This window comes from Kribbella sp. NPDC031520, assembly GCF_055580825.1.
The window spans coordinates 334,268-350,916 of sequence record NZ_JBVIKS010000001.1; the positions used below are offsets into that span (position 1 = coordinate 334,268).

The following is a 16,649-nucleotide window of genomic DNA, read 5'->3' on the forward strand; positions in this document are numbered from 1 at the left end:
GTCAGCCCAACCAGGAGCCGATACCGTCCCATGCGTACTCGAGTTCACGGGCGGCGCCAGGATCCGGCAGCCGGGATGCGACCTGGGCGAGCGCTGCACGCATCCCCTGGACCCCGCCGTGGGTCTCCAGCTGGCCGCCGAGCTCGCGGGCACGGGCCTCACCGGGGCCGTCGTCGAGGTACTTCCCGGCCTTGCCGATCTCCGTCAGTTCCTGAATGACGGCTTCCACGTCCAGGTCACCCGTCGGTTGCGATGCGTCGGTCACCATTCCTCCGATCCGGATCGAGCCGTCGCCTGACCCATGGTTGAAGTATCGCGAGTGCGAGGGCCACCGCGGCGCTTGTCAGCCAGAGGCCTTTGGGGCCGGCGGTTTCGAGGAGTTGGGTGACGGTGATGGGCGCGATCGTGGTTGCGATACCCCAGCACAGGCCGAAGATCGCGAGGTAGCGGCCGCGCTGGTTGCCGGGGGCGAGTCCGGATGCCTGGGTGAGGTAGCGGGTCAGCAGGAAGAGGTCGCCGAGGCTCCACAGGACGGCGGCCAGTACGAAGACCAGCAACGTGTGGGCGAACGCGCTGGTCACCAGGCCGCAGGCCAGTAGTACGTAGCCGATGGCGATCGACCGGAAGTCATCGAGGTTCTGGACTCTTCGAAGAACGCGCTGGGCGACGATGAGGACGACGGCGGAGACCGCGAGAATCACACCCGTGCCCGACTTGGGGATGCCCTGCTCGAGCAGCGTCAGCGGAATGCCGACGACGAGCTGCATGTAGATCGTCGCGAAAACGGTGCCACTTGCCAGCAGCAACAACAACCGCCCGTCCCGCCAGGCCGAATGCTTTTTGTTGCCTACACGGACGTCCTGGCTGTTCCGATGCGGTCGTACGTCGGCTGGTAACGCGAGACCGACGAGAGTTGCGCAGGAGAGGCAGGTGATGGCATCGGCTACGAAGAGCCAGCGGAGATCTAAGTGGCTGATCGCGGCGGCGAGGAGGCCCGCGAGAACTCCCGCACCGGCGAGAGCGGCGCTGTACAAGCCGTACGCTGCGGGGCGATCCTCCGGCTCGGTGACGTCGGCGATCATCGCCTGACTCGGCGGCTCGTAGATCTCGAACGCCAACCCGAGCAGCACCGTGGCGAGTACGGCGGACCACAGCACGTGACTGGCCGCGATCCACAACTGCGCGATCGCACACCCGACCAGGCCGAGTACGATCGTCCGCCGCCGGCCGAGCCGATCCGCCAACTGCCCGCCGAGCAGCCGCGACGGAATCGTCGCCGCACCGAAGACCGCGATGATCACCCCGGTCTCGCTCAACGACGCCTTGAACTCAACCGTCAGCACGACCCCGAAGAACGGCAGTGTGAACGCCCCGATCTTGTTGACCGCCCGTGCGAGCACCAAGATCCAGACAGCTCGCGAGAGTCCTCTCGTCGCGGCGACAACGCTCACACCGAACCCCATGACTGTCTAAGTGGCTATGATCGGTCACGCACGCCTGAGCCTACGGAGGTATCGCATGACTGGTCAAGTGTCTTTTGATAGTCATGCCCGCAGTGTGCTGGCGGCGGCGGTCGAGTACGTCAACCGCCTCACCCCCGGCTACGCAGGCGGTACGCCGTACGCCGCGCCGACCAACGACCCGGAATCAGTCACGTCCGCAGTAGCCGACGCCCTGACCGCAATCGGCTACCCGCCGCAGTCCCGGCCTCCCGTGGACGATTCGCGCCGGCTCGTCCAACTCGCACAACGCATGCGGATCGTCTTCGAAGCCGCCCATGCCGGCGACCTCGACGCCGCCGCCACCGAAATCAACGCCCTGCTCCGAGACACCAACGCGCGCCCCCAACTCGACCGGGGCCGCGACCGCCCCTGGAGCCTCCACTTCCACGGCCCCGACGAACAACTCGCCAATGGCTGGGCAGCCGGCTGCGCCGCAGGCCTCGCCCTGGCAGTAGGCAGCGACCTAGCCGGCCGCCTAGGCGTCTGCGAGGCCCCCAACTGCGACCGAGTCTTCGTAGACGTCTCCAAGAACGCCCAACGCCGCTTCCACTCCCCCCAATGCCAAAGCCGAGTAAAAGCCGCCACCCACCGAGCCCGCCACTCCACCACCTGACCCCGCGTGGCGTACCCAAGCACACGGCGGCCCACCCGAATGGATTCGAGTGGGCCGCGGTACGTGCTTCGGTCAGCCGACCGGGGTTAGTTCGCGTTCTTGTTCGGGGGCTGGCGGGAGGGTGGAGTGCTTCGGGGTCTTGGGGCGGAGCCACTTGGGGGCCCACCAGTTGGTTTCGCCTAGGAGGGTCATGATGCTGGGGAGGACTACTGCGCGGATGATGGTTGCGTCGATGAGGATGGCTACGGCCAGGCCTACGCCCAGCTGCTTCATGTCCAGGGTGCTCAGGGTGGCGAAGACTGCGAAGACGCCGATCATGACGGCGGCTGCGCTGGTTACCACGCCTGCCGAGCCGGTGATGCCCTCGGCGACCGCCTGGCGGGTTGGTACGCCACGGAGGACTGCCTCGCGGATTCGGCTTACTACGAAGACGTGGTAGTCCATCGAGAGGCCGAAGAGGACCACGAAGAGGAAGAGTGGGAGCCAGCTCACTACCGCCCCGTTGGAGCGGAAGTGGAGTAAACCCTCGGCCCAGGTGTTCTGGAAGACCGCGGTGACGACGCCGTACGCCGCCCCAGCACTCAGCAGATTCAGGACGATTGCGGTGACGGCTACGACGACCGAGCGGAACGTCACCATCATCACGATCATCGTCAGCAGGAGTACGAAGCCGATCACCAACGGGAGCTTGGCCCGGGTGTGTGCTGCGTAGTCCACGTCGGCGGCCACAAATCCACCGACCGCGTACGACGCCCCAGGCACCTTCCCGACCGTCTCCGGCATCAGTTCCTTGCGCAGCTTGGCCAGGGAGTCCCGCGCCTGCTGGCTGCCGCCCTCGTACGGCGTGGCAACCTCGAGCGTCGCGACCGTACCGTCCTTCGAGAAGCGCGGCTTCTCCAGACCGTCGGACGCGAACAGCTTGTCGCCCTTGGTCTTCTCCTGGAGCTCCGCCAGCGCGGCCTTCACCGCGGGCTGCTCGTTCGCAGGCGCCCGTACGGCGACCTCGTGGCTCGTGCCCGTGCTCGGGAACGCGGCGGTCAACCGGTCGTACGCCTTCATCACCGACGTCGTCCGCGGCAGGTCCTCGGTTCCGGGGAACTTCAGCGTCATGCCCAGCGCCGGCGACGCGACAGCGAGCAGCGCGGTGACAGCGACGAGCAGCGTGGCGATCGGGTGCTTCAGGGCCGGCTTCAGCACGGTCGGCCAGAACCGCGGCTTACGGTTGCTCGCGGTCAGTCGCCACAGGAACGGGATCCGCGGGCGATCGACCCAGCGGCCGAGCTTCGCGAGTACGGCGGGGAGTACGGTCAGCGAACCGACCACGGCCACCGCGACGACGAGGATCGAGCCGACGGCGAACGACGAGAACACCACGTCCCGGGCGAGGAACAGGCCGGCCATCGAGATGATCACGGCCGTACCGGACACCACGACCGCGTGCCCCGAGGTCGCCGCGGCGATCTCCACCGCGTCGACGTGGCCGCGGCCCTTCGCGCGTTCCTCGCGTTCACGGCGGAGGTAGAAGAGCGAATAGTCGACGCCGACCGCCATACCGATCAGGAGGATGACGCTGTTCACCGCGTCGACCGCCGGTACGAGCTGCGATGCGGCGGCCGAGAGACCGATGGCGGCCGCGACCGCGGACAGCGCGAGCAGTACGGGTACCGACGCCGCGATCAGTGCGCCGAAAGCGATCAGCAGGATCGCCAGCGTCACGGGCAGGCTGAACATCTCGGCTCGCTTGAAGTCCTTGCCCAGCGTCTCGTTCAGCGCCTTGTCGATCGACAGTCCACCGACCTCCTCGATCCGGAGGTCCGGGTACTGCTGCTGCACCTTGGCGGTGGCGTCGAGCAGCGGCTGGACCCGGGCGTTGTCGTCCGTACCGTCCGGCGCGTCCTTCAGCGTCACCCGGACGATCACCGCGTCGTTCTTCGGCGACGGCATCGGCTGAGCGACCTCCGCGACCCCACCGAGGGCGCGCATCTGCTGGATCACGGTGCCGGCCGCCTTCGTCGCGGCGGCTTGGTCGAGCTTTCCGGACGGAGTCGTGATCAGCACGCTCTCCACGTCCGGGTCGTCGAAGTTGCCGGACTTGACGATGTTGTCCGCCCGGCTCACCTCACCGATGTTGCCCTGGTCGGTGGACTTCTTGGTACCGGTCACCGAGCCGAGCGCGAAGCATGCGGCCACGACGACCACCCACATCGCGATCGCCCGCCACGGATGGGTGGCGCTCCAGCGCGCCGCCCGTACCGTGATCTGTCCCCTGGCCATACCTTCCCTGCCCCTCTGCGCCCCCACCGGCGCCCCACCCAGCGCACCTGGCGTGGCGCTGGCTACGGGACAAAGCCTCGCCGGAGCGCACCGGCCGCGACTATGCAGGAGACCCCCGACTCACCCCTGGGGCAGGCCCCACCCCACCCTTTCCCGTACGGCGTACGCACCCGGTGATCGGATGTCCGCGAGAGGGCGTCAGAAGTCCTCGACGTCGAGCGAGGCGGCGGCCGAGACGCCCTCGAGGTAGCCCTCGGCGCGCTCCGCCTTCGGGTAGCGGTGGACGAGCTCCCAGAAGTTCGCGTTGTGCGTCGGCTCGATCAGATGGGCCAGCTCGTGGACCAGGACGTAGTCCACGACCCACGCCGGCATCGACTGCAGCCGGGTGCTCAGCCGGATCGATCGGTCCGCCGGAGTGCAGGATCCCCACCGCCTGTTTTGGTTCGAAACCCATCTCACCGACGCAGGTTCGGGCACTTCGGGGAGGTGACGACACGCGAGTTCGTGTGCTCTGGCCAACAATTTTTCGTCCGACACGCGCGATCTGCTGCGCTGCTTCTCCAGCCGCGCGAGCATGGTCTCGACCCAGCGCGCCTCCTCGGCGGCCGACAGCCGGTCGGGCATCAGCACGACCACCCGCTCACCGTCCCGGTACGCGCTGACCGTGCGCTTGCGGCGCTTGCTGCGACGGATGTCCACGTACGGCGGGATCGGGCGCGGTGGAGAGTCGGCCATGGCTCAGAAATGTACCCCCCGAATCCGACAACTTTCTTCCGCGCACAGCCTGTGGATCGGCGTTTCCGCAGGTCAGACGCCAGATCTTGAACCCACCGACCCCGGTTGTTCACACCGTGTTCCCCCGCTCGTCCACAGCGCCCGGCGGCGCGTCCCACAGGTTGCGCACAGAGTTATCCACAGGCGTGGACAACCTGCACTTGCCACCGCCGTCGCAGCCTCTTAGCGTCGTCTGCAACAGGCTCCCGGATCGCCTCCGGGGCTGCTCGGAGGGGAAGCCGAGTGGCTCCGGAGGCGGATCACCGGGAGCCTGTTCCGCGCCGCCGAAAGTTTCGGTAAAGGTTTTCCCAGGCGGCCTGAGGCGGCACGCGGACCGCCAGGTGCGCTTGAGCGTGCGGAAAGCTGCCGTAGGGTGAATCCCGACTGGGCCGAACGGCCTACGGCAGGAAGGTCTGCCGTTAGCATCCAACGACTGCCCGGGGCCAGACCCCCGGGCTGGAATTCAGAGCAAGGAGAGGGCCCTCATGGCAGAGACCTGGAGCGGCGAGTTCTACTGCGTCAAGTGCAAGGCCAAGCGCACCGCCGACGGCGAGGTCAAGGTCAACGACAAGGGCACGCGCATGGCGAAGGCCAAGTGCCCCGAGTGCGGTACGAACCTGAACCGGATCCTCGGCAAGGCCTGACGCACCACGTAGCACCAGTAGGACCGAGCAACACCAGTAGCACCGCGGAGGCGGTGCCCGGCAGCTCGCCGGGCACCGCCTCTCGTCGTGATCGCATCGATGAGTGCGACACCCGGCACCCCGCGGCGCCCGGGCTTGGGTGACCCGACAGAATGGGTATGTGTCGGACCTTCCTCGTAAGGCGCTGAGCCGGACCGCGAAACTTGCCAGCCTGCCCCTCGGTGCCGCCGGGCGGGCGACGGTCGGTCTCGGCAAGCGCATCGGCGGCGCGCCCGCCGAGGCCGTGTTCGCCGAGTTCCAGCGCCGGACCGCGGACCAGCTGTTCGCCGTCCTGGGTGAGCTCAAGGGCGGCGCGATGAAGTTCGGGCAGATGCTGAGCATGATGGAGTCGGCGATGCCGGAGGAGTTCGCGGCGCCGTACCGGGCGACCCTGACCAAGCTGCAGGACTCCGCTCCGCCGATGCCGATGGCGACCGTGGACACGATCCTGTCCCGGGAACTCGGCAAGCGCTGGCGGGACCGTTTCGACGAGTTCGGCGAAGTACCGGCGGCGGCCGCGTCGATCGGTCAGGTGCACCGTGGGCGGCTGAAGGACGGCCGTGAGGTCGCCGTGAAGCTGCAGTACCCAGGCGCCGCCGAAGCGCTCCGCTCGGACCTGCGCCAGCTCGGCCGGTTGGGCCGCACGATCGGCACGATGATCCCCGGCCTGGACGTGAAGCCGTTGGTCGCCGAGTTGCAGGAACGGATCGGCGAGGAGCTGGACTACGACCGCGAGGCGCAGGCGCAGCAGCAGTACGCCGACGCCTTCAAGGACCATCCCGAGTTCGTCGTACCGCGGGTGGTGAAGCACTCCCCGATGGTGATCGTGTCCGAGTGGATCGAGGGCCGGCCGCTGTCGTCGTACATCACCGACGGCAGCAAACAGGAGCGGGACACGATCGGGCTGAAGTACGCGCGGTTCATGTTCAGCGGGCCGAAGTACGCCGGCCTGCTGCACTCGGACCCGCATCCGGGGAACTTCCGGGTACTGGCCGACGGCCGGCTCGGCGTGGTCGACTTCGGCCTCTGCGCACGGCTGCCGGACGGGCTGCCGCCCGCGATCGGCAGGCTGCTGCGGATCTCGCTGCTGGGCGACGGGCTCGCGGTCCGGGACGGCCTGAAGGCCGAGGGCTTCATCAAGCCCCGGATGGAGATCGATCCGGAGCAGCTGATGGACTACCTGGCGCCGTTCGCGGAACCGGCCCGGGACGCGACGTTCCAGTTCAGCCGGGCCTGGATGCGCGCGCAGGCGAACCGGACCAGTGACTTCCGGTCGCCCAACGCTTCGCTGGCCCTGCGGCTGAACATGCCGCCGTCGTACCTGCTGATCCACCGGGTGTGGATCGGTGGCATGGCCGTGCTCTCCCAGCTCGAGGCCGAGGCCCCGTTCCGGTCGGTCCTGGAGGAGCTGCTGCCGGGCTTCACCGACGGCTGAGGACCGGCAGCGCCCGGAGCGTGACGGCGAGCAGGACCACCATCGCGGCAAGCGCAGCGGCGGTGATCCCGGCGGCCAGGTGGAGGCCCGAGGTGAAAGCGTCGCGGGCGTGGTCCAGTACGTCGCCCGTCGCGCCGGACGCGATCGTCTCGCCGAGCGAGTTGCTGCCCGTACGGCCGCGGTAGACCGCGGTGACCACGCTGCCGAGTACAGCGATGCCGAGTGAGTACCCGAACTCGTTGCCGGTCTGGGTCAGCGCACCCGCCGAGCCCGCCTTCTCCGGCGGGACCGAGCCGATCACCAGGTTCGTACCGAGGATGACCAGCGCGCCCGGCCCGAAGGCCTCCACCGCGAAGGCGATCACCAGCACGGTCGTCGACGTCGCCAGCGCGACCACGATCATCCCGGCCACCGTGAAGGCGACACCCGCCGGGATCAGGATGCCCGGACGGATCCGGTGCGCCAGCCGCGGCGCGAGCTGGAACCCGATCGTCGAGGTGATCATGCCCGGTACCAGCGCCAGCCCCGCCTGCAGCGGCGTCATCCCCTTGACCAGCTGGAAGTACTGCGCGACGAACACCATCACGCCGCCGGACAGCATCGAGTACGCCGTCATGCTCCCGAGCGTCACGCTGAACGTCCGCCGCGTGAACAGCCGTACGTCCACCAGCGGGTCGTCCAGCCGCGCCTGCCGCCGTACGAAGATCCAACCGAACACGATCCCGGCCACCAGCGCGCCTACCGCCTGGAGATCGGCACCGTGCGCCGCGAGGTGCTTCAGCCCGTGGATGGCCGGCAGGATCGCGGCCAGCGACAGCAGCACGCTCGGTACGTCGATCCGCCCGGCCTGCTCGTTGCGGTACTCCGGCAGCAGCACCGGCCCGACCGCCAGCAGCACGACCATCGCCGGTACGCCGATCAGGAAGGCCGAGCCCCACCAGAAGTGGTTCAGCAGAATGCCGCCGACGATCGGGCCGACGATGGCGCCGATCGTGAAGCAACCGCCCCAGACGCCGAGCGCCGTCGCGCGGCGCCGCTCGTCCGGGAACAGCGTGGAGATCAGCGACAGCGTGCACGGCGCGATCGCGGCACCGGCGATCCCGAGCACCGCGCGGGCGCCGATCAGCATCCCGGGGTTCACCGAGTACGCCGCGACGATCGAGGCGACGCCGAACACGGCCGCCGCGATCAGCAGCAGGCGCCGGCGACCGAGCCGGTCGCCGAGGTTGCCCATCGTGATCATCAGGCCGGCCACCATGAACCCGTACACGTCCAGGATCCAGAGCTGCTGAGTGCTGGTGGCGCCGAGCGCCTTGGTGATCGGGGGGATCGCCAGCAGCATCACGAACAGGTCCAGCGAGACCAGCAGGGTGGCGAGGCACAGCACGCCCAGCGCGATCCACTGACGCCTGCCGCTCGCCACGGAGTTCGGTCCGAGCGTGGGGGTCATGATCCGGGTCCTTCCAGAGGGGTGTCTTCACCCCCTGCGTCGAACGACCGGGCCCGGTATCGACAGATCACCAGTAGACGGAGTCCAGCTTGCCCTCGATGCTGCGGACGTTCTCGCGGGCACAGCGGTCGCAGTACAGCAGCTTCCGGCCGTCCTCGATCGACGTCATCCAGGTCAGCGGCGCGTCCTCCGACTCCGCCTGCTGACCACACAGCGCACAGGTAGCTCTCACGTGTCCTAGTGTGCACTGCGTGCGATGGACAGTTCACGGCGAGGGTGAGGTCTGGGGCAATCAGTGGCTGAGCGTACGGCGGCTGGACGTCGAGCAGCCCGACGGGAGGCGGTTCGACTACCACGCAGTACGGCTGAAGGACATCGCCGCGGCCGTCGTCACCCGGGACGAGCACGTGCTGTTGATGTGGCGGCACCGGTTCCTGACCGACACATGGGCCTGGGAGCTTCCGATGGGGATCATCGAGCCGGGTGAGACCCCGGAGGACGCGGCGGCACGGGAGCTGCTGGAGGAGACCGGGTGGCGGGCGGACGGGCTGACCGAGCTGATCCGGTCCGAGCCGGCGGCCGGAATCATGGACTCGCGGCACTTCGTGTTCCGGGCGACGAGTGCAACGTACGCCGGTGAGCCGACGGAGCGGAACGAGTCCGATCAGATCGAGTGGATCCCGATCGCGGACCTTACCGGGATGATCGCCCGGCACGAGATCGTCAGCGGGATCACGCTGATCGGGCTGCTCCAGCTGGTGGTCCACAGCTGAAGGGGCGGCACCCCCGGTGGGTGCCGCCCCTCGATGTTTCAGCTGGTCAGGCTGGGTGGATCAGACCAGGCGGGCGAGTGCGAGGCGCGCGCGTGCGCTGGCCCTCTCGGCTCGCCGGCCGGCCCGCTCGGCATGCTTCTGCGCCCGCTCGAGCTGACGAGCGAAGTGGAAGCGCCGGTTCTGCTCTGCGTCCTGCAGCGAAGCACGACAATGAGCACGGGCGAGATCTTCATTGAGTAAATGCATTTCGGTGCTCCTGTTGAAAGTCTGGGTAGTCATCGTTCGGACTCGTTTTCTCAAGGGTTGTCGTCGTCAGGCAGCGGTTACGGTGTCGCTCTTGCGGGGACGCCCACGGGGCCGCTTGCGCGGAACCACCACACCCTGGACGAACAGCTCGCCACCCCACACACCCCACGGCTCGGAACGCTCGAGCGCTCCGGCCAGGCACTCGGCCTTCAGTGGGCAGGTCGTGCAGAGCGACTTCGCGTACTCGACGTCCGCCGGCGATTCGGCGAAGAAGAGTTCTGGCGCGTAGGACCGACAGGGCAGGTCCTGCGACGTTGCCACCTCGGTGAAGACATCGAGGAAGCTAACGCTCATTCCGGTCACCTCCCAGTGACTGTTTGTTGCTGGTCTCTTGTCGTCCCTGACGGCCACCGGTTGATGGCCGCCAAATCTGTGTTTGACAAACAAAAGGGCCGCGGGACCCTTGGTGGGTTCCGCGGCCTGGAGGTGCCGGCTCTGACGCTTGTCAGACCGGTGGACTCCATGCTCGAGAACCCGAACCGCCGTACTTCACATCGCCGACAGCTCCGCCCTTGAACTGGACAGCGCCGGAAGCCATGAGCACAACGGTCGCGACGTGCAGGCGCGGCGAGGCACCCGGGATGTGGGCGCACGGCAGCGCGGCAGCGTCGCTGAACGGCATCTTGACCGTGTTGGTAATCATTTCCAGGGCACCTCCTCTCGTTGTGGCGAAGCGGGCGGTTAGCTCGATCGCTATGGTGGTTTGAAGTTTTCGGCCAGGCTTCGGCCGCAGAAAGAACAGTACGCCGTCCGCGTCGGAGCCCGCAAACTATTTATCGCCAGTTCGCGAAGTTGGCCGGAAGTTGCCGCTCCGACGACCGGATCTGACCGTCGGGACCGGCCCGACGTAGCCGAAACCGATACTTCCAGCACGCTCCGGGACGTCGTCCGCACGCTGCGGGATCGTTGCCTCTGTCATCTAACTGCCACGTCTGCCAGGAGCAGAACACGGCCTGTCGTCCAGCATGCGCCGCGCTTCGCGTGCCTGGCAACAGATTTCAGCGCGTGCAGAGGTTGAGGATCTGCTCGCCGTACTTGCTGATCTTGGTGTGCCCGATCCCCGGGATCTGCCGGAGCGCCTGCGCGTCCGCTGGCCGGGTCTCCGCGATCGCGGTCAGCGTGGCGTCGGTGAGGATCACGAACGCCGGCATCTTCTCGGACTCCGCCTGCTCGGTGCGCCACTCGACGAGCGCGTCGTACAGCTTCTGGTCCATCGTGGACGGGCAGTCCTCGCAGCGGCCGAGCTTGCGCGCGCCCGGCTCCAGCAGCCCCTTCCCGCACACCCGGCACTTCGGGATCGGCCGGTCGGAGCGCTGGGAGCGCGCCGGGCGCTCCCAGCCGACGGGTGTCGACGGGGTCCACTCGGACCGCGCCGTACGGACGCCGATCGGGTCGAGGAACCGCGTCGGCCCGCGCGTCCCCCGGCCGCCCGGCGAGCGGGAGGTGGCCCAGCTGACGAACAGCTGCTGCTTCGCCCGCGTCACGCCGACGTAGAACAGCCGGCGCTCCTCCTCCACCTGGGCCGGGGTCTGGGCGTAGCTGATCGGCAGCGTCCCCTCATGCGCCCCGACGATGAACACGCACTCCCACTCCAGGCCCTTCGCCGCGTGCAGGGTCGCCAGCGTGACACCCTCCGCCAGCGGCGCGTGCTGGATCGTCGCGCGCCGGTCCAGCTCCGCCATCAGCTCAGGCAGCCGCGCCGACGGGTGCTCCGCGGCGAAGTCGGCCGTCATCGTCACCAGCGCGCTCAGCGACTCCCACCGGTCCCGGACCGCACCGGTGCCGGTCGGCGGCTCCGCGGTCCACCCGGCGCCGGCCAGTACGCCGGTCACCGTCGACAGCAGGTCGTCCGACACGTCGCCGGCCTTCACCTGACCGCGCAGCAGTACGGCGGCCTGCCGGATCTCGGCCCGTTCGAAGAACCGCTCCGCGCCCTTCAGTACGGTCGGGATCTTCCGCTCGGCCAGCGCCTGCTCGAAGTTCTCCGACTGCGCGTTGGTCCGGAACAGTACGGCGATGTCGCGCAGCGCCACGCCCTCGTCCCGGAGCCGGACGACGGCCCGCCCGACCGCGTCCGCTTCCGCGACCTCGTCGGAGTACTCCCGGTAGACCGGAACGGGACCGGCTTCCTTCTGCGAGCGGAGCGTGACCCGTCCGGGCAGACCGGTCGGACCGGCCGCGTCGAGGATCTTGTTCGCCACGTCGACGATCTGCGGGGTCGACCGGTAGTCCCGGACCAGCTTGATCAGCGTCGCCGACGGGTGCCGGGAGGCGAAGCGGACCAGGTTCTCCGGCTCGGCGCCGGCCCACGAGTAGATGGTCTGCGCCGGGTCACCGACCACGCAGACGTCCTCGCGGCCGCCCAGCCACAGGTCGAGCAGGCTCTGTTGTAGTGGCGAGACGTCCTGGTACTCGTCCACGACGAACGTCCGGTACTGCCGGCGGATCTCCGCGGCGACCCGCTCGTCCTCCGCGAGCAGGGCGACCGCGCAGAGCAGCACGTCCTCCAGGTCGATCCGGCCGCGCTCGAGCTTGACGTCCTCGTACGCCGCGAAGATCCGGGCGATCGTCGGCGGGTCGAAGGCCGCGAGCGTCCGGCCCGACTTCGGCGCCAGCTTCGCGTAGTCGTCCGGGCGTACGTTGCTCACCTTGGCCCACTCGACCTCACCGGCCAGGTCGCGCAGCGCGGGCGTGTCGACGCGGATCCGGCAGCGCGACGCGGCCTCGGTCAGCAGCGGGAACTTCCGGTCCACGATCGGCGGCAGCTCCCCGCCGTACACCTTGGGCCAGAAGAACCGGGCCTGGCGGAGCGCGGCCGAGTGGAACGTGCGGGCCTGGACGCCCTGGACCCCGAGCTGCGCGAGCCGGCCGCGCATCTCCCCCGCCGCGCGCTGGGTGAACGTCACCGCGAGCACCCGGACCGGGTCGAACGTCCCGGTGCGCACGCCGTACGCGATCCGGTGGGTGATCGCCCGCGTCTTCCCGGTGCCCGCGCCGGCCATCACCACGACCGACCCGTGCAAGGCGGTCGCGACCGCCCGCTGCTCCGGGTCGAGGGCCTCGAGGAGGTCATCTGCGGAGCCGGGTCGTGTGAAGTCGCTCACGGACTGAGACATACGGGAACAGCACCACCTGGACCATGGTTCGAATACGTCGAAGGCAACCCTAGACGGGACGCCCGACAAAACCCCTCCCAGCTCCACAAGGAGTCCGCCGATGTCAGCTTTCACGATGTACTCGACGCCGTGGTGCGGCTACTGCCACCGCCTCAAGGGCCAGCTCAAGCGGGCCGGTATCGAGTTCACCGAGGTCGACATCGAGCAGGTCCCGGGGGCCGCGGAGATCGTCGAGAAGATCAACAACGGCAACCAGACGGTGCCGACGGTGGTCTTCCCGGACGGCACCGCGATGACCAACCCGTCGCTCGCCCAGGTCGCGGAGAAGCTCGTCGCGTAATTTCGGCTCAGGCCATATTGCCTGAGTTATGGACTTTACGGTCATGACCGTTATACCTTGCGATGAACCACGTCGCAGGGGGTCCGCCCATGTTCTCGCGCCGTCTATTCCGCCATGCCGTCATCACGTTCGCCGCAACGCTCGGCCTGCTCGCCACGGGTGGTCTGCACGCCACTGCAGCCCCGCCGGATGATCTGCCGGAGCCGTTCCCGTCCGAGAACTGGCCGCTCGGCCCGGCGATCAGACCGTTCGCGCCGTCGCCAGATGTCATCAAGGACCTCGGCTCACCGGTCAGTTCGCTCACGATCATGGAGGGCGCGGTCGGCCGCACCCCCGACGGTCGCGACGTCGTGTACGCCGTACCCGCGGGTGAGAACGCCCGCTTGAACGTCGTCGACCTGCACTCGCGCGAACTGCTGCGCACCGTTCCGCTGCCCGGCGCGGCCGGCGGCTGGGCGATCGTCGTCGTACCGAACGGCGACGTGTACCTCGGTACGTACGCCAACGCGCACCTCTACCGCTACAGCCCCGTCACCGGCGAAGTGACCGACCTGGGCCAGCCGATCCCGGGCCAGTCGCAGATCTACGGCCTCACGTCCGACCCGGATGGCAACGTGTACGCCGGTACGTACCCGAACGCCCACGCATTCAAGTACGACGCCACGACCGGTGAGGTCACCGACTACGGCTCGCTGGACCCCGTGCAGCAGTACGCGCGCTCCACGGTCTACGACCCCGACCACAACAAACTGTTCGTCGGCGTCTCCACTCCGAACGCCCGGCTGCTCCGTATCGACATAGCGACCAAGGCGGTCGAAGACATCACTCCCCCGGGTACTACGGCCAAGGACTTCATCGACCTGGACTACGCGGGCGGCAGGGTGTTCGCCAACGCGAGCAGCCGGCTGGTCGTGGTGGACGCCGTCACCGGGGCGCAGATCAAGTACACCGACGCGACCACGGGCCAGCAGGTGATGGACTACCCGATCGCTGCGCGCGGTGTCTCCGCAGCCGGGCCAGGTGGCGTCTACTTCACCGACAACACGCTCAAGCTCACGCACTACGACCTGGACACCAACACGGTCGGCCCGGTGACGCCGGTCCGCACTATGACCCGTGGAGCCTCCATCGGGTACGGCTGGGTGACAGAGAACGGCGTACCTGTCTTGTACGGCCTCGCGGGGAACTACTCCGGTGGCACGTTCCGCTACAACCCTGCGGACGGCACGCTCGCTCAGTGGAGCTCTCCGTTCCAGTACGTGCCCTCTCCGCTCATGCACGAGCTGGCCGATCCCAGTACGGGCAAGGTCTTCGTCAACGTCTATCTGAACGGCTCTACCGCGATCTACGACCCCGCGACCGGTAAGTCGGCAATCACCACCCGGCAAGGGCAAGTGGAGGGCTGGGCGTGGGACGGCCACGGCAAGATGTACGTCGGTATCTACCCGTACGGCAGGCTCTCGCTCTGGGACCCGACACAGCCGGACAGCCCGACCAACCCGAAGGAGCTGTTCAGCCTCGTCGACAGCGACCACCAGAACAGACCGGTCGCTGTAGTACCTGACGGCGACCACGTGTACGTCGGTACGACCCCGGCGTACGGCGAGTACGGCGGCGCGCTGACCGTGTACGACGTACCGACCGGAGCTCACACGGTCTACCGGAACCTGGTGGCCGATCAGACGATCGCCTCGATCGTGCCGGACGGGAACGACGTCTGGCTCGGCTCCAGCATCGAGGGCGGCCAGGGCACCGAGCCGAAGGCCAGTGAAGCCCACCTGGTCAAGGTGGACCCGGCTACCGGACAGGTGCTCACCGACATCGTTCCGGTGTCCGGTGCCGCCAGCATCAACGAGCTGATCACCGGACCGGACGGCAACATCTGGGGCCTGGCGGACGGCATCGTGTTCGCCGTCGACCCGGTGACCGGTGTGGTGAAACGACTGCTGCCCGTGTTCAGCGGGTTCACCGGCGCACAGGACGGCGCACTGTCCTGGCGGGACGGCTACCTGTACGGAGTCGCAGGTGGACGGCTGTTCGTACTGGACATCCTGAGCGGGCAGACGATCGTACTGCGCGACCACGGCCTCAACCGGCTCACCCAAACACCGGACGGCACCTACTACACGCTGCTGCGACCGGACGGGTACGTCAACCCGACCAACCTGGCGTCGTACACCCCACCGGTCGACCCGTGCCCGCAGTCCGACCTACGGCCGACGGTGTGGACCGGCAACATCGACAGCTACGTCCAGAACCGCTTCTTGACGTACGGCTGCACGCTGACCGACGTACTACCCAGCGCGAAGGCCAACTGGCCCAGCCACAGCGCCTACGTCAGTGCGGTGGTGACGAAGGTGCGGGAGCTCCAGGCCGACGGCTCCATCGAGCGTTGGGAAGGCACACTCATCGTGGTGGCCGCAGCCCGGTCGGACGTGGGCCGGTGATCACCAGCTGCCGCTGAGGCTCTCGCCGTACCAGCCTTCGATCAGGCGGCGGGAGATCGAGATTGCACCCGGGAGGGCCATCGTGCCGGCTTCGACCAGCTGGCGGAGGTCCTCCCGGGTGAACCATCTCGCCTCGGCGATCTCGTCCTGGTCCACGTCGATGTCGAAGCCGGTCGCCTTCGCGTAGAACCCGAGCATCAGGCTCGCGGGCAGCGGCCACGGCTGGCTGCCGGCGTACTCGATCTCCGGCCCGACGATCACGCCGGTCTCCTCCAGGACCTCACGCCGTACGGCGGCTTCCAGCGACTCGCCGGGCTCCACGAAGCCGGCCAACGTGGAGTACCGCCCCACGGGCCAGGCCTCGTTGCGGCCGAGCAGCGCCCGGTCCTGGTCGTCGGTGACCAGCACGATGATCGCCGGGTCGCTGCGCGGGAAGTGGCTCTTTCCACACACCGGGCAGAGACGAACGTGCCCGGCGTCCACCACCTCCGTGTGCTCGCCACAGTTCGCACAGTGCGTGTGGACGCCGTGCCAGTTCGACAGGCCGATCAGGTGCACCGCAATGCCGGCCTCGCGGTCGTTCAGCAGCGCGCCCAGCTCGCGCAGCCCGCCGTACGACTCGTCGGCCGCGCCGTCGACGATCACGCCGAACACCGCCCGGCCCTCCGCAGTCATCCCGGCCCCGGACTCGCGGTCGATACCGAGGAAGACCCGGATCCCGTCGGGCGCCTCGGCCGGCGGTACGAACCGCAGCGCCGAGCGGTCGTCGACGACCTGGATCTGGTCGCCGGCCACCACCACGACCTGGGTCTCCGGCGAGGCCCAGGCCTTCTCCAGCCAGTCGTCGTCACGGCGGCGATCGGCGGCACGGTCCAGGACGGAACGGGACAGGGCTAACGAACCGGGAGTGATGGAGTAGGCCACAGGCCTCAACCT

The 16,649-nt window shown here is 68.3% G+C and carries 17 protein-coding genes; 6 read left to right on the forward strand and 11 right to left on the reverse strand.

The window, feature by feature from the left end; translation table 11 throughout:
* Position 1: 1 nt before the first annotated feature.
* Both ACZ5BU_RS01565 and ACZ5BU_RS01570 read right to left on the reverse strand, forming a co-directional pair.
* Complete coding sequence (locus ACZ5BU_RS01565; protein WP_465694694.1) at positions 2-229, reverse strand: hypothetical protein; 228 nt, start codon at positions 227-229, stop codon at positions 2-4.
* A 7-nt stretch (positions 230-236) separates the two neighbouring features.
* Positions 237-1,400 carry an MFS transporter gene (locus ACZ5BU_RS01570; protein ID WP_465696692.1) on the reverse strand — a complete coding sequence of 388 codons (1,164 nt, stop codon included), beginning with the start codon at positions 1,398-1,400 and terminating at the stop codon, positions 237-239.
* A gap of 118 nt (positions 1,401-1,518) precedes the next feature.
* Here ACZ5BU_RS01570 and ACZ5BU_RS01575 point away from each other — a divergent pair, with 118 nt between their 5' ends.
* Positions 1,519-2,115, forward strand: a complete 597-nt coding sequence (locus ACZ5BU_RS01575; RefSeq protein WP_465694695.1) for a CGNR zinc finger domain-containing protein — start codon at positions 1,519-1,521, stop codon at positions 2,113-2,115.
* 72 nt (positions 2,116-2,187) lie between these two features.
* Here the strand turns inward: ACZ5BU_RS01575 and ACZ5BU_RS01580 are convergent, their stop codons facing one another.
* Both ACZ5BU_RS01580 and ACZ5BU_RS01585 read right to left on the reverse strand, forming a co-directional pair.
* Positions 2,188-4,389 (reverse strand): MMPL family transporter, encoded by a 2,202-nt coding sequence (locus tag ACZ5BU_RS01580; protein ID WP_465694697.1) that lies wholly within the window; start codon positions 4,387-4,389, stop codon positions 2,188-2,190.
* Between the two features lie 198 nt (positions 4,390-4,587).
* Positions 4,588-5,124 (reverse strand): YgjP-like metallopeptidase domain-containing protein, encoded by a 537-nt coding sequence (locus tag ACZ5BU_RS01585; protein WP_465694698.1) that lies wholly within the window; start codon positions 5,122-5,124, stop codon positions 4,588-4,590.
* A 524-nt stretch (positions 5,125-5,648) separates the two neighbouring features.
* Between ACZ5BU_RS01585 and ACZ5BU_RS01590 the strand changes: the two genes are divergently transcribed.
* On the forward strand, positions 5,649-5,807 hold the full coding sequence (locus ACZ5BU_RS01590; protein ID WP_012922897.1) for a DUF5679 domain-containing protein: 159 nt from the start codon (positions 5,649-5,651) through the stop codon (positions 5,805-5,807).
* A gap of 160 nt (positions 5,808-5,967) precedes the next feature.
* The gene (locus tag ACZ5BU_RS01595; protein ID WP_465694699.1) at positions 5,968-7,281 is read left to right on the forward strand and encodes an ABC1 kinase family protein; all 1,314 of its coding nucleotides are present in this window, start codon (positions 5,968-5,970) and stop codon (positions 7,279-7,281) included.
* Here the strand turns inward: ACZ5BU_RS01595 and ACZ5BU_RS01600 are convergent.
* Positions 7,268-8,731 carry an MFS transporter gene (locus tag ACZ5BU_RS01600; protein WP_465694701.1) on the reverse strand — a complete coding sequence of 488 codons (1,464 nt, stop codon included), beginning with the start codon at positions 8,729-8,731 and terminating at the stop codon, positions 7,268-7,270. The genes ACZ5BU_RS01595 and ACZ5BU_RS01600 overlap by 14 nt on opposite strands.
* Positions 8,732-8,798: 67 nt before the next feature.
* Positions 8,799-8,963 carry a hypothetical protein gene (locus ACZ5BU_RS01605; RefSeq protein WP_465694702.1) on the reverse strand — a complete coding sequence of 55 codons (165 nt, stop codon included), beginning with the start codon at positions 8,961-8,963 and terminating at the stop codon, positions 8,799-8,801.
* 19 nt (positions 8,964-8,982) lie between these two features.
* On the opposite strand from ACZ5BU_RS01605, the gene ACZ5BU_RS01610 reads away from it, so the two are divergent.
* Positions 8,983-9,504 carry an NUDIX hydrolase gene (locus ACZ5BU_RS01610; RefSeq protein WP_465694703.1) on the forward strand — a complete coding sequence of 174 codons (522 nt, stop codon included), beginning with the start codon at positions 8,983-8,985 and terminating at the stop codon, positions 9,502-9,504.
* A gap of 60 nt (positions 9,505-9,564) precedes the next feature.
* Here ACZ5BU_RS01610 and ACZ5BU_RS01615 read toward each other — a convergent pair whose 3' ends face one another.
* The 4 genes from ACZ5BU_RS01615 to ACZ5BU_RS01630 all read right to left on the reverse strand — a co-directional run bounded on the left by ACZ5BU_RS01615 (position 9,565) and on the right by ACZ5BU_RS01630 (position 12,926).
* Positions 9,565-9,783, reverse strand: coding sequence for a hypothetical protein (locus ACZ5BU_RS01615; RefSeq protein ID WP_465694705.1), 219 nt, complete (start codon positions 9,781-9,783; stop codon positions 9,565-9,567).
* 33 nt (positions 9,784-9,816) lie between these two features.
* Positions 9,817-10,104, reverse strand: a complete 288-nt coding sequence (locus ACZ5BU_RS01620) for a WhiB family transcriptional regulator (RefSeq protein WP_131285495.1) — start codon at positions 10,102-10,104, stop codon at positions 9,817-9,819.
* Between the two features lie 151 nt (positions 10,105-10,255).
* Entirely contained in the window at positions 10,256-10,453 is a 198-nt protein-coding gene (locus ACZ5BU_RS01625; RefSeq protein WP_465694706.1) for a hypothetical protein, read from the reverse strand.
* Positions 10,454-10,808: 355 nt separating this feature from the next.
* Entirely contained in the window at positions 10,809-12,926 is a 2,118-nt protein-coding gene (locus ACZ5BU_RS01630; RefSeq protein WP_465694707.1) for an ATP-dependent DNA helicase UvrD2, read from the reverse strand.
* Between the two features lie 100 nt (positions 12,927-13,026).
* On the opposite strand from ACZ5BU_RS01630, the gene ACZ5BU_RS01635 reads away from it, so the two are divergent.
* Positions 13,027-13,266, forward strand: coding sequence for a mycoredoxin (locus tag ACZ5BU_RS01635; RefSeq protein ID WP_465694708.1), 240 nt, complete (start codon positions 13,027-13,029; stop codon positions 13,264-13,266).
* Between the two features lie 89 nt (positions 13,267-13,355).
* Positions 13,356-15,713, forward strand: coding sequence for a Vgb family protein (locus ACZ5BU_RS01640; RefSeq protein ID WP_465694710.1), 2,358 nt, complete (start codon positions 13,356-13,358; stop codon positions 15,711-15,713).
* Here ACZ5BU_RS01640 and nudC read toward each other — a convergent pair whose 3' ends face one another.
* Positions 15,714-16,637, reverse strand: a complete 924-nt coding sequence (gene nudC, locus ACZ5BU_RS01645; protein ID WP_465694711.1) for an NAD(+) diphosphatase — start codon at positions 16,635-16,637, stop codon at positions 15,714-15,716.
* Positions 16,638-16,649 lie beyond the last annotated feature (12 nt).

Excerpts from the sequence above, each read along its gene's own strand:
- ACZ5BU_RS01575 (WP_465694695.1), top strand. The coding sequence starts at position 1,519 with ATGACTGGTCAAGTGTCTTTTGATAGTCATGCCCGCAGTGTGCTGGCG.
- ACZ5BU_RS01580 (WP_465694697.1), bottom strand. The coding sequence starts at position 4,389 with ATGGCCAGGGGACAGATCACGGTACGGGCGGCGCGCTGGAGCGCCACC.
- ACZ5BU_RS01585 (WP_465694698.1), bottom strand. The coding sequence starts at position 5,124 with ATGGCCGACTCTCCACCGCGCCCGATCCCGCCGTACGTGGACATCCGT.
- ACZ5BU_RS01590 (WP_012922897.1), top strand. The coding sequence starts at position 5,649 with ATGGCAGAGACCTGGAGCGGCGAGTTCTACTGCGTCAAGTGCAAGGCC.
- ACZ5BU_RS01600 (WP_465694701.1), bottom strand. The coding sequence starts at position 8,731 with ATGACCCCCACGCTCGGACCGAACTCCGTGGCGAGCGGCAGGCGTCAG.
- ACZ5BU_RS01615 (WP_465694705.1), bottom strand. The coding sequence starts at position 9,783 with ATGACTACCCAGACTTTCAACAGGAGCACCGAAATGCATTTACTCAAT.
- ACZ5BU_RS01620 (WP_131285495.1), bottom strand. The coding sequence starts at position 10,104 with ATGAGCGTTAGCTTCCTCGATGTCTTCACCGAGGTGGCAACGTCGCAG.
- ACZ5BU_RS01625 (WP_465694706.1), bottom strand. The coding sequence starts at position 10,453 with ATGATTACCAACACGGTCAAGATGCCGTTCAGCGACGCTGCCGCGCTG.
- ACZ5BU_RS01630 (WP_465694707.1), bottom strand. The coding sequence starts at position 12,926 with ATGTCTCAGTCCGTGAGCGACTTCACACGACCCGGCTCCGCAGATGAC.
- ACZ5BU_RS01635 (WP_465694708.1), top strand. The coding sequence starts at position 13,027 with ATGTCAGCTTTCACGATGTACTCGACGCCGTGGTGCGGCTACTGCCAC.
- ACZ5BU_RS01640 (WP_465694710.1), top strand. The coding sequence starts at position 13,356 with ATGTTCTCGCGCCGTCTATTCCGCCATGCCGTCATCACGTTCGCCGCA.